15 protein-coding genes are annotated in these 11,936 nt (G+C 61.9%); 7 read left to right on the top strand and 8 right to left on the bottom strand.

The window, feature by feature from the left end:
- Positions 1-2: 2 nt before the first annotated feature.
- The gene (locus RA26_RS04750; RefSeq protein WP_039180661.1) at positions 3-488 is read right to left on the bottom strand and encodes a HugZ family pyridoxamine 5'-phosphate oxidase; all 486 of its coding nucleotides are present in this window, start codon (positions 486-488) and stop codon (positions 3-5) included.
- 42 nt (positions 489-530) lie between these two features.
- A complete protein-coding gene (locus RA26_RS04745) occupies positions 531-1,190 on the bottom strand; it encodes a hypothetical protein (protein WP_052272312.1) in 660 nt (219 codons plus the stop codon).
- Between the two features lie 153 nt (positions 1,191-1,343).
- Here RA26_RS04745 and RA26_RS04740 point away from each other — a divergent pair, with 153 nt between their 5' ends.
- Positions 1,344-1,667, top strand: coding sequence for an antibiotic biosynthesis monooxygenase family protein (locus RA26_RS04740; RefSeq protein ID WP_039180660.1), 324 nt, complete (start codon positions 1,344-1,346; stop codon positions 1,665-1,667).
- Positions 1,668-1,679: 12 nt separating this feature from the next.
- Here RA26_RS04740 and RA26_RS04735 read toward each other — a convergent pair whose 3' ends face one another.
- Positions 1,680-2,222, bottom strand: a complete 543-nt coding sequence (locus RA26_RS04735; protein ID WP_039180659.1) for a hypothetical protein — start codon at positions 2,220-2,222, stop codon at positions 1,680-1,682.
- Between the two features lie 186 nt (positions 2,223-2,408).
- Between RA26_RS04735 and RA26_RS04730 the strand changes: the two genes are divergently transcribed.
- Entirely contained in the window at positions 2,409-2,816 is a 408-nt protein-coding gene (locus RA26_RS04730; RefSeq protein ID WP_039180657.1) for a universal stress protein, read from the top strand.
- Positions 2,817-2,831: 15 nt separating this feature from the next.
- On the opposite strand, the gene RA26_RS04725 is transcribed toward RA26_RS04730, so the two are convergent.
- The gene (locus RA26_RS04725; protein WP_039180655.1) at positions 2,832-3,440 is read right to left on the bottom strand and encodes a hypothetical protein; all 609 of its coding nucleotides are present in this window, start codon (positions 3,438-3,440) and stop codon (positions 2,832-2,834) included.
- A 152-nt stretch (positions 3,441-3,592) separates the two neighbouring features.
- Here RA26_RS04725 and RA26_RS04720 point away from each other — a divergent pair, with 152 nt between their 5' ends.
- Positions 3,593-3,877 carry a TFIIB-type zinc ribbon-containing protein gene (locus RA26_RS04720; RefSeq protein WP_039180653.1) on the top strand — a complete coding sequence of 95 codons (285 nt, stop codon included), beginning with the start codon at positions 3,593-3,595 and terminating at the stop codon, positions 3,875-3,877.
- A gap of 51 nt (positions 3,878-3,928) precedes the next feature.
- Here the strand turns inward: RA26_RS04720 and RA26_RS04715 are convergent, their stop codons facing one another.
- Positions 3,929-4,396 carry an aminoacyl-tRNA deacylase gene (locus tag RA26_RS04715; protein ID WP_039180651.1) on the bottom strand — a complete coding sequence of 156 codons (468 nt, stop codon included), beginning with the start codon at positions 4,394-4,396 and terminating at the stop codon, positions 3,929-3,931.
- A 300-nt stretch (positions 4,397-4,696) separates the two neighbouring features.
- On the opposite strand from RA26_RS04715, the gene RA26_RS04710 reads away from it, so the two are divergent.
- Together RA26_RS04710 and RA26_RS04705 are read left to right on the top strand one after the other, a co-directional pair.
- Entirely contained in the window at positions 4,697-4,999 is a 303-nt protein-coding gene (locus RA26_RS04710) for a hypothetical protein (RefSeq protein ID WP_039180649.1), read from the top strand.
- Between the two features lie 334 nt (positions 5,000-5,333).
- Positions 5,334-5,927 (top strand): hypothetical protein, encoded by a 594-nt coding sequence (locus tag RA26_RS04705; RefSeq protein ID WP_152612563.1) that lies wholly within the window; start codon positions 5,334-5,336, stop codon positions 5,925-5,927.
- A gap of 359 nt (positions 5,928-6,286) precedes the next feature.
- Here RA26_RS04705 and uvrB read toward each other — a convergent pair whose 3' ends face one another.
- Positions 6,287-8,485: an excinuclease ABC subunit UvrB gene (gene uvrB, locus RA26_RS04700; RefSeq protein WP_039180645.1), complete on the bottom strand. Its 2,199-nt coding sequence runs from the start codon at positions 8,483-8,485 to the stop codon at positions 6,287-6,289.
- An 87-nt stretch (positions 8,486-8,572) separates the two neighbouring features.
- The gene (locus RA26_RS04695; protein ID WP_039180643.1) at positions 8,573-9,028 is read right to left on the bottom strand and encodes a MarR family winged helix-turn-helix transcriptional regulator; all 456 of its coding nucleotides are present in this window, start codon (positions 9,026-9,028) and stop codon (positions 8,573-8,575) included.
- An 86-nt stretch (positions 9,029-9,114) separates the two neighbouring features.
- Between RA26_RS04695 and RA26_RS04690 the strand changes: the two genes are divergently transcribed.
- The gene (locus RA26_RS04690; RefSeq protein WP_039180641.1) at positions 9,115-9,801 is read left to right on the top strand and encodes a glutathione S-transferase family protein; all 687 of its coding nucleotides are present in this window, start codon (positions 9,115-9,117) and stop codon (positions 9,799-9,801) included.
- A gap of 83 nt (positions 9,802-9,884) precedes the next feature.
- Entirely contained in the window at positions 9,885-10,196 is a 312-nt protein-coding gene (locus RA26_RS04685; RefSeq protein ID WP_039180638.1) for an ETC complex I subunit, read from the top strand.
- 780 nt (positions 10,197-10,976) lie between these two features.
- Here RA26_RS04685 and RA26_RS04680 read toward each other — a convergent pair.
- Positions 10,977-11,861 carry a LysR family transcriptional regulator gene (locus RA26_RS04680; RefSeq protein WP_241482584.1) on the bottom strand — a complete coding sequence of 295 codons (885 nt, stop codon included), beginning with the start codon at positions 11,859-11,861 and terminating at the stop codon, positions 10,977-10,979.
- Positions 11,862-11,936: the final 75 nt, after the last annotated feature.

Here is an 11,936-nt window from a genome sequence, read left to right as displayed (position 1 = left end):
CCCTAATCGCCCGGCAGCAAATCAGCGGCGGCAAGGCGGAAGGCCTTGCCAAAGCCGCCGTTCAGATGCGCTGCCGTGATGGTAAAGCGGACAAAGCTGAAATCGGCAAACTGCAGGTACAGTTTGGCCTTCGGCTGATGCGCCAGATAGGCCGCAGCAACAGTATCATGGTCCGGGCCGCCACGCGGCACAAAGGCCGCCTCTGCCAGCAGGCTGAGCCGCGGGTGGGTCAGCGCGTCGCCCTTGGCGCCCGGCTCTCCGACCAGCAGCGAACAGGCGGGATGCTGGCGCAGCGCCTGCGTGTGCTGCGCCAGGTCAGAGATCAGGCTGATCGGATGCCCTTGGGGGGCCAGACCAAAGGCCACCCGCGTCACCAGCGGCTGGCCGCCCTCCAGCAGCACGCCAAGCGCGGCAAACCGGGCCCCGGCCATCAGGCCGCGGGCCATCCCGCGGGCTTTGTCATCGGTGGGGCGGATCACATCGGCCATGGCGCGCTTTCTGTTTTGTGCTGCCCGACCGGGTCAGCGGCTTCAGAATTTCTGCCACAGCCCCAGCTTCAGGCCAAGGCTGCCCGCGCCGGCGGAGCGGTGCTCCACCCCGACGACCAGCTCGCGGCCGGTGCGCAAGGGATAGCGCAGCGACGGCGTCAGCGTATAGGAAAACACCCCGCCATCCGGTTTGGAGGTCTCGATCTGGAGCATCGGGGCGGGTTTGCCGGGACGGTTCAAACCCAGGGTGGCGTCCAGTTTCCAGACTGTCGCCAGACCGCTGTTGCGCAGCTCATAGGCGGCGTCGATGGCCAGCCAGCCGCTGATGGTGCCGGTGTCGAAGCCGCGGCCATAGGACAGGGTGGCCTTCTGCATCATCATCCAAAGGCCGCGGTCATGATTGCCGCCAAAGGCGGCCTCTGCCGCCAGCCGGTAGCGCGCGCCCTCATAAAGCGGCATCCGGGCAAAGATCAGCGCATGGCCGGACAGATCGCCGGACTGGTTCAGATCCACCCCCAGTGTCAGCTTGGGCGTGATGCCGTAGGCGCCGTAATAGTTCAGCTCATGCTGTTCACCGCTGGCGGTCTGACGGTAGCTGGCGCTGGCCGCGGCAAAGCCCTGGCCCGGTTTCTCAAGCCAAGCGCCGCCATCCGCCGGCGGGGCCAGCAGCACGGCAAGACAGGCGGCAAAGGCAGGTCTCATCCCGAAACCTCGTTGCGAGAGCTGCAAGGGTTCGGCTTTATGGTTAAGGTTGTGTTAACCGCCTCTCGAACGGCCGGAGGGCGTTCCGTAAAAAATGACGTGCGCTTGGTGCGTGAACGGGCGTAGGCTGGGATCACGTCAACGGAGGAGCCAATGCCGAAAATAGCAAAAACCGCGGACATCCAAACCGTTATCACCACATTCGAGATGACGCCGGGCACCTGCCAGGATCTGCTGGAAGCGCTTGAGAATGCCTATGCGGAGTTCATCTCCAAGCAGCCGGGCTTCATTGCGGCGGGCCTGCATGTGAATGATGCGCAGACCCGGATCGCCAACTACTCGCAATGGCGCCGCCGCGAGGATTTCATGGCGATGCTGCGCAGCCCGGAGATGCGCGAGCGCAACCGCAAGATCAACGAGTTGTGCCGCAGCTTCGAACCGGTGATGTATGACGTCGCCGAGGTGTTCGGGGCCTGAGCCCCGGCTGCCTCAGATGAACCGGCGCAGGGTCATCAGTCCGGAGCGGATGATGACCTTGGCCGAATCCACCACTTCGGCGATGCGCTCGTAATGCACCTTGATCGGCCCCTGGGAGCGCAGCAGGATCGTCACCGCATCAGCGCGGGCGCGCCGGAAGGCCTCCGCCGCCGGGCTCAGCCCCTCGGGCTTGATCGCCTTGAACGTCTGGCCGCCGCTGCGCAGGGGAGCAGCGGATCTGTCCCGGTACTGCTTGAGCGCCGCATTCAGGGTGCTCTCCACCATCTTCAGCGCCTTGCGCCCGTCCTTGTAATCCGGGTAGCGGCTCAGCTCCCCTGCGGCGCGGCGGTAGAACTGCCGGTAGCAGTCGATCTGATAGGCCGGGTGCAGCTGGCGGCAGGTGCTGTTGCCGCTGGTCAGCACCTTGACCGCCTTGGAGGTGACGCTGTCCGACATCGCGGTGGTGTAGCTGCCGTGCGGCGCCTTAGGGCTGGCGGCTGCGGGCAGGGCCAGCGCCACTGCCAGAAAGCCTGCGGAAATGGATTTGAAAATCATCCGGGTACCTTTCAATCAATGCCACGGCGCGCAGCCGGGGCAGGGGCCTCATCCGGAACCATAGGCGGGCGGCGGCGTTTGGCACAAGACAAGAGCAGTCGCGCTCCGGACCGCACGCTGCAGATGATCCCGGTCAACGCACCGGGCGGCAAAAGGGTGTAGACTGGCAAAGAAGGGAGAACTGCCATGTATCACAATATTCTGGTTCCGGTCTCATTTGACCCCGAACGCGACACCACCGGGCCACTCAAGGTGGCGCGGTTGTTGTCCTCACCAACCGCCAAGGTGACGCTGCTGCATGTGATCGAAGAAGTGCCGGCCTATGCGATATCCTATATCCCGGCGGATTTCATGGAGGGCACCCGCACGGCGCTGCAGGCAGAGCTGGACGGGCTGGCCAAGACGCTGCCCAATGCCGAGGGCGTGCTGGTGGAGGGGCATTCCGGCCGCACCATCCTGGACTGGGCAGAGCAGAACGGCCCGGATCTGATCATCCTCGCCTCGCACCGGCCGTCGATGCAGGACCTGATCTGGGGATCGACCTCAGGCCACGTGGTGCGCCACGCGGCCTGTGCCGTGCATGTGGTACGCTGAGGCGCGGGCCGGCCCTCAGGCCGGGACCGCCGCTTTCAGCAGGCTCCAGGCCAGCCGGATCATGCCGCCGGGCAGCAGGGCGGAGCGCAACAGCACCTTGTTCGAATTCACAGCCTCTGCGATGCGGGCATAATGGACCTGCTTGTTCGCCGGTGAGCGCAGCAGGATGGTTTCGGCCTTTTGCATCGCCGAGGCTGCCTGCCGCTTGATCTGCGGCACCGCTTCCGGTTTTACCGCGCGGTAAAGGTTCAGTCCCTTGCGTTTGACCGGCTGGGCCGGGTCCAGGTTCTGCTTGACGGACCGCGTCAGGGTTTCCTCCACCAGCACCAGCGCCCTGTGGGCCTCGGCATAGGCCTGGTTGCTGCTCAGCTTCTGGGCCGCCAGCTTGTAGGTGTGGCGGTAGCAGTCGTATTTGTAGACCCGGGGCAGGGTACCGCAGCGCTCGAACCCGCTGACCAGGGTTTTCACAACCGCCTTGGTGGCCTTGGAACTGAGGCCGCTGCGATGGCCGCCGCCGGTGTCCATGCCCATGTCCCTGCCGCCGCCGCCTTCACCGCCGGCAAGAGCCGTGGCACAGGAAAAGATCAGGGCCAGTAGCCCGGCGAGGATGGTCTTGCTGCTCATGTAAGCCTCCTTGATTTGCTCCAGCTTACCACGCGTCAGCTTTCTGGAAACGGGCGGAAAGCTGCAAATTGCGGGATTTTGCACTGGTTTTGCCTTGCAGGAGGCCAAAGCGGTTCCCACGTGAAAGGCTGGAGTTGCAGAAGGAGACGCGAATGCAGTGCCCGATTGACGGAACCGAACTTGTGATGTCCGACCGCGCCGGGGTCGAGATCGACTATTGCCCGCGCTGCCGCGGCGTGTGGCTGGACCGGGGCGAACTGGACAAGATCATCGAACGTTCCGCCCAGCCGGTGCAGCCCGCGCCGCAGCCGCAGCGCTATGACGACCGCAGCCGGGAGTACGGCCGGGAAGATGGCCGGAAATATGAAAAGAAGTACGAAAAGAAGTCCTTCAAGAAGAAATCGAAGAACTTCCTGGAAGATCTGTTCGACTTCTGACCGCCGCCGGCCGGGCCGCCCCGCCATCACGGGGGCGGCTGGCAGCAGGCATCAGTGCATGGTGCAGAAGGAGCCGTGTTTGGCGTCCTTCATCAGGGTGTCGAAATCGGACCCCTTCATCTCCACCAGCGTCTTGTGGTCGCCGGCCTCGAACCAGACGGTGTCGAGCCCGGTGAGGCTGTCGTCGATCACCGTGGGCACCATATAGGCCGCGCCAACGCAAGGCGCCGCGCCCGGGTCGCAATCATCAAAAACCTGATCCAGTTCAATCTCCGGCGCGAGGCCAAGGCGGCGGTCGACCATCGACTGCAGCTTGTGCAGATCGACCTTCTGGTCAGAGGGGATCACCGCCAGAAACGGGCCTTCCTCCATGTGGATCAGGACCGATTTGGCCAGATGGCCGCCCGGCACATGGGCGGCTTCGGCGCATTCGGACGCGGTGGCGGTATAGGGGTGGCGGACGGTGGCAAAGGGCAGTCCCTGTGCCTCCAGATGATGTTTCAGGCGTGAGGCAATCATCGAAGGGTCCTCCTGTCTGGGGCGGGACCCCGGCGGCGCGTGGCGCAGGTCCTGGCCGCTGCGGGAGCGTTCCGGCTCACTGATCTGGCGGCGGCATCAGTCCTGGGCGCAGCAAGCGGCAGGCCGGGGCGCGCGCAGGTTTATGGTGCCTGACAGTCTGCGCCCGAAGGGGTGAGTCGGGCAAGGGGGCGGGGCGGCAGGCCTGCAAGCCGCGGAAATATCTTGGGAACCCTTTGCGCCCCTGGGCCGTTATCCCTGCGACGCACCGCTGTGGTGCCAGGTAATCGAGAGGGAAAACCCATGAAGACCGGATCTGCCGTTGCCATTGGAGTGGCCGCCGTTATCGCCATTGCCGCCGCGTTCTACATGATCGACATCGACCAGACCGAAGAGGCCCGCCTGCCGGATGTGGAGGTGAACGTCGAGGGCGGCCAGCTGCCCGAGTTTGATGCCGAGGTCGGATCGGTCGAGCTGACCGAGGAAACCGCCACCGTGAAGGTGCCGGATGTCGACGTGGAGATGAAGGACGCGGAGATCACCGTGCCCGGCATCGAAGTGACCCCGCCGGAGGATGCCGGCACCGAGACCGCCGCCGACAACTGATTTAAGATTTGTGGTGAAGAGTGGTCCCCCTCCGGAGTTTCCGGAGGGGTTTTTTGTGGCTTGGGGCGGGGGAACTGTGGCCCGGGTGCGGGTGTAAATGAAAGGAGGTTTCGCTGCGAAACCTTGTTTGTTTATAATTGGTTAATGCGTTTGCGATGGTTTTGCGGAGACCTTGCACGGCTTTGCCGTGCCTCGCGCCCGACCCGCCCCCAGGGCGCTGGAGTAATCTTATATACAGGTTTCGAGATCGTAGAAGGTTCGATTGAAGCTTGTCTGCACACCACAGTGAACGTTAGACACGCAACTAAGCCGAGTGCTATGGCACTGGTCGTTCATGTCTGGATACACTCGAGCAGCAACCCAAGAAATGATTTTCATCTCCGAAATTCTGAAAATTGCGCAAGGTCTATTTAGCTTCCCGAGTTCAGATCGCAGCTTCTGGGGGGATTTCGTTTCGGGTATAACGCCAACACTTTTGGCGGCCATTATAGGTGCCTATTTGCTACATAGGATCGTTCCGAAGTGGCAGCGGAGATTTGAAGAAGCTAAAGAGAGAGCACGTCGAAAGTATGAGATAGCTGAAAGTGTTTCTAAGAGTTTTCGACTTCATTGGACTTCATGGCGAAGATTGTGTGTTATTCAACGCCATCTCAATGAGGTCTTGGAGGAGGGCAAAATTCCAACTGACGTGCAAAAGGAGAGAAAAGAAAGATTTGTATCTGCTAGAGACGCTGCTAAAGACGAGTTGCAAGCAAACCTAGCTGTGGCAAAGTTGTATTTTTCAAGCCGCCCGTGTGAAGTTATTGATCGTTTCATCATCTGGGATCGTCATTCATCTGAAGAGCACGAGCACGCTAAAACCACAGTCGAGATTTGGGCGTACTGGGAGGATAAATTGATCGGTGCTATGCGTGAGGACTTAGATTGAATCGAAAACTTTCAATCTGGGCGATATTGGCCATCGCACTAGCAACTGTGGCGGCTTGTGACGTTGAAGGCCACAATTCAATCGTCAATCAGTTGCAAACCCCTTGGGATGATTGCCCCGGCCCGGGGTGTCCTTCAAGTTCCGCATTGAGCGGCGCAAGCCCTGATGGAATAGGTGCTGTCGGAGGGCTTTCAGCGGGAAGTATTAGCGGGGTTGCTATTTCAGCGATTGTAATAGGTGTCGTCATTGGGGGCGACGGTAGTTCGTCAACAACTACCACTCCCGGCACATAAAAACTCAGAGGTCTATTGGTCCTTTTCCTTCCGCAGGCAACTAAGGTTGTGCGCTGCGTCGAGCGTTCAAGAAAACTTCTTCTGCGACTTGCCCCGGTATGCCCGCGTCCCGGCCTTGCCTGCGGTTGACCGCCCCCGCGACTTAACGGCCGCCTCCGATGCCGCCTCCACCGCCGATTGCCGCGCAAGCGGGTCGTCGGAGATGGCGAGGTCCACCGCCTCCAGCCGTTTGACCTCGTCGCGCAGGCGGGCGGCTTCTTCGAATTCCAGGTTCTCTGCGGCCTTGCGCATCTGGTCGCGCAACCCGTTCAGATGCGCCTCCAGGTTGGCGCCGTGCATTGGCTTGTCCACCGTGGCGGTGACGCGGTTCATGTCCACATCGCCCTCGTAGAGGCCGGCCAGAACATCTTCGACGTTTTTCTTGACCGTTTCCGGCGTGATGCCGTGCTCGAGGTTGTAGGCGATCTGCTTTTCGCGGCGGCGGTTGGTTTCGCCCAGGGCGCGCTCCATCGAGCCTGTGATCTTGTCGGCATACATGATGACGCGGCCGTCGGCGTTCCGCGCGGCGCGGCCGATGGTCTGGATCAGCGAGGTCTCGGAGCGCAGGAAGCCTTCCTTGTCGGCGTCCAGAATGGCGACGAGGCCGCATTCGGGAATATCCAGCCCCTCGCGCAGGAGGTTGATGCCGATGAGCACGTCGAAAGCGCCGAGGCGCAGGTCGCGCAGGATCTCGATCCGCTCCAGCGTGTCGATGTCGGAGTGCATGTAGCGGACCTTGATGCCCTGTTCGTGCAGGTATTCGGTGAGATCCTCGGCCATGCGCTTGGTCAGCGTGGTGACCAGGGTGCGGAAGCCGTTTGCGGTGACTTTGCGGATTTCGTCCAGGAGGTCGTCCACCTGCATGCCGACGGGACGGATTTCGACCTCAGGGTCCAGGAGGCCGGTGGGGCGGATCACCTGTTCGGTGAAGACGCCGCCGGACTGGTCCAGCTCCCAGCCTGCGGGGGTCGCGGAGACGAAAACCGACTGCGGGCGCATGGCGTCCCATTCCTCAAACTTCAGCGGGCGGTTGTCCATGCAGGACGGCAGGCGGAAGCCGTGTTCCGCCAGGGTGAACTTGCGCCGGTGGTCGCCGCGGTACATGCCGCCGATCTGCGGAACGGAGACGTGGGATTCATCTGCAAAGACAATCGCGTTGTCGGGGATGAATTCAAACAGGGTCGGGGGCGGCTCGCCCGGGGCGCGGCCCGTGAGGTAGCGGGAGTAGTTTTCGATGCCGTTGCAGTGGCCGGTGGCCTCCAGCATTTCGAGGTCGAAGTTGGTGCGCTGCTCCAGCCGCTGCGCCTCCAGGAGCTTGCCGTCGCCCACCAGCTGGTCGAGGCGCTGTTTCAGCTCCGCCTTGATGGAGACCACGGCCTGGTTGAGGGTGGGCTTGGGCGTCACGTAGTGGGAGTTCGCATAGACGCGGATCTGGTCGAATGTGCCGGTCTTTTCACCGGTCAGAGGGTCGAATTCTGTGATCGCCTCCAGCTCCTCGCCGAAGAAGGACAGTTTCCAGGCGCGGTCTTCGAGGTGGGCGGGAAAGATTTCCAGGGTGTCGCCGCGCACCCGGAAGGAGCCGCGCTGGAAGGCCTGGTCGTTGCGCTTGTACTGCTGGGCGACCAGATCGGCCATGATCTGACGCTGGTCGTATATCTCGCCCGCTTTCAGGTCCTGGGTCATCGCCGAGTAGGTTTCGACCGAGCCGATGCCGTAGATGCAGCTGACGGATGCGATGATGATCACGTCATCGCGTTCGAGCAGGGCGCGGGTCGCCGAGTGGCGCATCCGGTCGATCTGTTCGTTGATCTGGCTTTCCTTCTCAATATACGTGTCGGAGCGCGGCACATAGGCCTCCGGCTGGTAGTAGTCGTAGAAGGAGACGAAGTATTCGACCGAGTTCTCCGGGAAGAAGCCCTTGAATTCGCCGTATAATTGCGCCGCCAGCGTCTTGTTCGGGGCGAGGATGATCGCCGGGCGCTGGGTTTCCTCAATCACCTTGGCCATGGTGAAGGTCTTGCCGGTGCCGGTGGCGCCCAGCAGCACCTGGTTGCGCTCGCCCTCCAGCACGCCCTGGGACAGTTCCTTGATCGCGGTGGGCTGGTCGCCTGCGGGATCGAAGGTGGTTTTCATGACAAACCGCTTGCCGCCCTCCAGCTTGGGCCGCTGCTGCGGCGCGCGCTGGGTCATCATCGGCATGGTCTTGTCTGAATGGGCATAGGGCATCGGGCGACTCCGTTGGCGGCTGGGGCCGATTTTGGTCTGTTTTTGTTCCGGTGCAAGGGGGCGGGGGCCGCAATCCGGGATATGGTGTCAGATTTTGTCAGCAGGCGCGGGGCGCAGGAGCTTTCCCAGCAATTCTGCCAGCCGCCGCGCCTCACCGGTGCTGAGGTGGCTGGAGATGGCGGGCTCCATGGCGGCGGCGTAAACCTCCCACATCTGCGCGCGGATTCTGGCGCCTTCGGGGGTGAGCAGCAGCACCTGGCCGCGGCCATCACCGCTGCAGTCCTGCCGGGTGAGGTATCCGGCCCTGGCCAGCCGGTCCGCCAGCCGTGAAACACCGTATTGCGGCAACAGCAGTTTTTCCTGCAGCTCATAAGGGCGCAGGCCCGTATCGCCTGCGCATTCCAGCTCCCACAGCAGGTCATACCAGTCGAGGCCGGGCAGGCCCGCCTGCTTCAATGCGGTCTCCACCGCGGTGAGGATGGTCTTGTGCGCGCGCGCTAAAGGCAGCCAGACGGCAAAGGGATCGGGGGCGGATGTCGTCATGGCGGGAATTTAGATGCAGATGCATTGACATTCAAGAGTGCTTGCCCATTTGATGTGCATGCAAATGCATCTAATTGGAGAGTGCCATGAGCGACCTGCATCTGATCAGCCACCATCTGTGCCCCTATGTGCAGCGGGCGGTGATTGTGCTGAGCGAGAAATCCATCGCGCACCGGCGCAGCTATATCGACCTGGCGGATAAGCCTGACTGGTTCCGGGCGCTGTCGCCGACCGGCCGGGTGCCGCTGCTGGAGACCGGCGGGCGGGTGCTGTTTGAAAGCCAGGTGATTGCGGAATATCTGGACGAGACAACGCCAAGCTCCTTGCATCCTGCGGACCCGCTGGAGCGGGCGCGGCACCGGGCCTGGATCGAGTTCGGCTCGGACACGCTGGCGGCCATCGGCAAGCTGTACAACACGCCGGATGAGGCGGGTTTTGCCGCGGCGGCGGACAGCTTGCGCGAACGGCTGGAACGGATCGCGCCGGAGGTGGCGGGGGAGTTCTTTGCCGGGGACAGTTTCCACATGGTGGATGGGGTCTGGGGCACCATCTTCCGCTATTTCGACACCTTCGATGCGATCGGGGACTTGGGCCTGATGCCCGCACAGGGCCGGATGGCGGACTGGCGCGCGGCGGTTGCGGCCCGCCCGTCGGTGCGGCAGGCGCCGCCGGAGGGCTATCCGGTCCGGCTGATGGCGTTTCTGGCGGCACGGCAATCGTATCTTGGTGTGTTGGCGCGGGAGGCATGTGGCAGCGCTGCAAAGCCCGGATAACCCTGTTCAAAATGCCACCTTGCCGCAGAGCCGCATCCGGCGCATAAAAGCGCTGGATTTGAGACTCAAGCGGGAGACAGCCCATGCAAGCGCGGATTTACCGGCCGGCACGCAACGCCATGACATCCGGAATGGCCAAGACGCGGAAATGGGTGCTGGAATTTGCACCGGCCTCGGCCCGCGAAGTGGACCCGCTGATGGGCTGGACCTCCTCCACCGACACCCAGGCGCAGGTCAAACTGCGGTTTGAGAGCAAGGAAGCAGCGGTGGAATACGCCGAGGACCACGGCATCGACGCGTTGGTTGTCGAGCCGAAGGTGCGCAAGGCCAACATCCGCGCTGGCGGTTATGGCGAAAACTTCGCCACCAGCCGCCGTAGTCCTTGGACCCACTGAGGCTGTGTAAATCGGAATCAAGTTGCGGCCGAATAGGCCACAAGATCCGGCCGAGGCATGTTTTCAAGGACTTTTAGGGCGCCCAATGAGCGCCCTTTCTAATTGTTCCCCCAAGCATTCTAAGTCTTGAACAAGCTGTCGGAGTGGAAGGCCGGGCGAGCTTGTCTTTGGCCTCAGCAGCGGACAGGTGCGGGCCATGGTGCGTGACAACGAATGTACGTCCTCCGGCTGCGAAATGTGGCGCTGCAACGCGTTCCCTCAACCATTGCCGATGATCCAGATGAACTGCGATCGTATCCTCTGGTGAAATCAAAACGGAGTAGCGCGGCTGTACCAGGTCCACGTCGAGCATGTCGCTTTCCGACGCCGCCTTCGAAATCATATCGTAGTCGTGCATTGGCGCAGGGCGTCACGCAAAAGATGCTGCCGGTGCGAAATATTTTGGCTAACTTCCTAAAAAGTGGCCATTAAATCGCCTTGGCGCGCTGCCCCCAATGCTGCGGTCAGCACCAAGGGCAGAGATGCGCAGAATGCGCCCTTTGCAAACTCGGCCGTCTGACGCAACCAGCCGAAGTTCTATGCTGCGGCGCTGTCCGCCGTTCCGGCCGTTCGCTGCGGCCGCGAGGTTTCGGACTCGGTGAACTCGCACAGTGCGGACGCGCGTGCAGAATCCAGACACCGTGTTGAAAGGCGGATTTGGGCCGAATGCACCAGGCGCAGGCAGGATGGGAAACCGAAATCCACGTTGTAGTGGAGCTGCGCTGGAGTGGAGCCTTACTCTCAGTGGTACTGATTGAAAAAAGCTTCTGCAAAGGCGGTGAAAGCCTGGATAATTGGCCGCTTTAGAGCTGCTCCACGATGGGCAAGAGCAATCTGATGAAGGGGTGGATTGCCGGAAAGGGGGACCCGGATCAATGGGCTACCATCATAACAGGGGGCATCCTGCAGATCGGTGGCCAGCAGACCAACGCCGAACCCGTTGGCAACCATTGACCGCAGCATTTCGATTGAGCTGGTTTCGTGGGCCACCTGCACTGAACCCTTGGTGCTTTGCAGAAGGGACAGAAAATAACTGCGGCTGTGGGGCAGATTCATCAGGATGACTGGTTCCTGCGCCAGGTCTTCGGCGTTGACATTGGGCTGCTGTGCCAGCCTGTGTCCCTGGGGCAGTAGGGTATAGGGCTCCGCCGGCATCAGAGGTGTGATGACAAAGTCAGACGGAATGCCGAAGTCATAAAGCAGCGCCATGTCAATCCGGCCTTCGCTGAGCCAGTCGAACAGCGTTTGCAGGTCACCTTCAAGGATGCGGACTTCGGAGTCGGGGTGGGTTTCCAGGAAGCGGCGTACCAACTGCGGCGCATAGCGCGGGCCGAGGGTGGAAAACACCCCGAGGTTTAGGAACTCCGGTGTTCCTTCGCCGCCGCTCAGTACCCATCGCGCCTGCTTCTCAAGTTCGCGCAGCTGGGCAATCTTGTGCCGCCCGAACGGGGTCAGCTCCATCCCGCGGCCGGGAATGCGGATAAAGAGCTTCTGTCCGAACACCTCCTCACAGCGGGCGATGGCCAGCGAAACCGAGGGCTGCGAGGTGTTCAGGACGCGGCTTGCGGCGGCGGTGCTTCCAGTGTCCGAGACAGCCAGCAGGATTTCGACTTGGCGGAAATTCAATGGTATATTCAAACGGGAATACCCTTCATATCAATCTCGTATTTCATACAATACCTGATCGAACGCTATCCTCCA

It is taken from the genome of Leisingera sp. ANG-M7 (assembly GCF_000813965.1).
Taxonomy (GTDB): domain Bacteria; phylum Pseudomonadota; class Alphaproteobacteria; order Rhodobacterales; family Rhodobacteraceae; genus Leisingera.
This window is presented reverse-complemented; position numbering and strand designations above follow the sequence as displayed.

Coding starts and splice junctions, on each gene's coding strand:
- RA26_RS04735 (WP_039180659.1), bottom strand. CDS start 2,222: ATGATTTTCAAATCCATTTCCGCAGGCTTTCTGGCAGTGGCGCTGGCC.
- RA26_RS04720 (WP_039180653.1), top strand. CDS start 3,593: ATGCAGTGCCCGATTGACGGAACCGAACTTGTGATGTCCGACCGCGCC.
- RA26_RS04710 (WP_039180649.1), top strand. CDS start 4,697: ATGAAGACCGGATCTGCCGTTGCCATTGGAGTGGCCGCCGTTATCGCC.
- RA26_RS04745 (WP_052272312.1), bottom strand. CDS start 1,190: ATGAGACCTGCCTTTGCCGCCTGTCTTGCCGTGCTGCTGGCCCCGCCG.
- RA26_RS04725 (WP_039180655.1), bottom strand. CDS start 3,440: ATGAGCAGCAAGACCATCCTCGCCGGGCTACTGGCCCTGATCTTTTCC.
- RA26_RS04695 (WP_039180643.1), bottom strand. CDS start 9,028: ATGACGACATCCGCCCCCGATCCCTTTGCCGTCTGGCTGCCTTTAGCG.
- RA26_RS04705 (WP_152612563.1), top strand. CDS start 5,334: ATGTCTGGATACACTCGAGCAGCAACCCAAGAAATGATTTTCATCTCC.
- RA26_RS04715 (WP_039180651.1), bottom strand. CDS start 4,396: ATGATTGCCTCACGCCTGAAACATCATCTGGAGGCACAGGGACTGCCC.
- RA26_RS04740 (WP_039180660.1), top strand. CDS start 1,344: ATGCCGAAAATAGCAAAAACCGCGGACATCCAAACCGTTATCACCACA.
- RA26_RS04730 (WP_039180657.1), top strand. CDS start 2,409: ATGTATCACAATATTCTGGTTCCGGTCTCATTTGACCCCGAACGCGAC.
- RA26_RS04690 (WP_039180641.1), top strand. CDS start 9,115: ATGAGCGACCTGCATCTGATCAGCCACCATCTGTGCCCCTATGTGCAG.
- RA26_RS04685 (WP_039180638.1), top strand. CDS start 9,885: ATGCAAGCGCGGATTTACCGGCCGGCACGCAACGCCATGACATCCGGA.
- RA26_RS04750 (WP_039180661.1), bottom strand. CDS start 488: ATGGCCGATGTGATCCGCCCCACCGATGACAAAGCCCGCGGGATGGCC.
- uvrB (WP_039180645.1), bottom strand. CDS start 8,485: ATGCCCTATGCCCATTCAGACAAGACCATGCCGATGATGACCCAGCGC.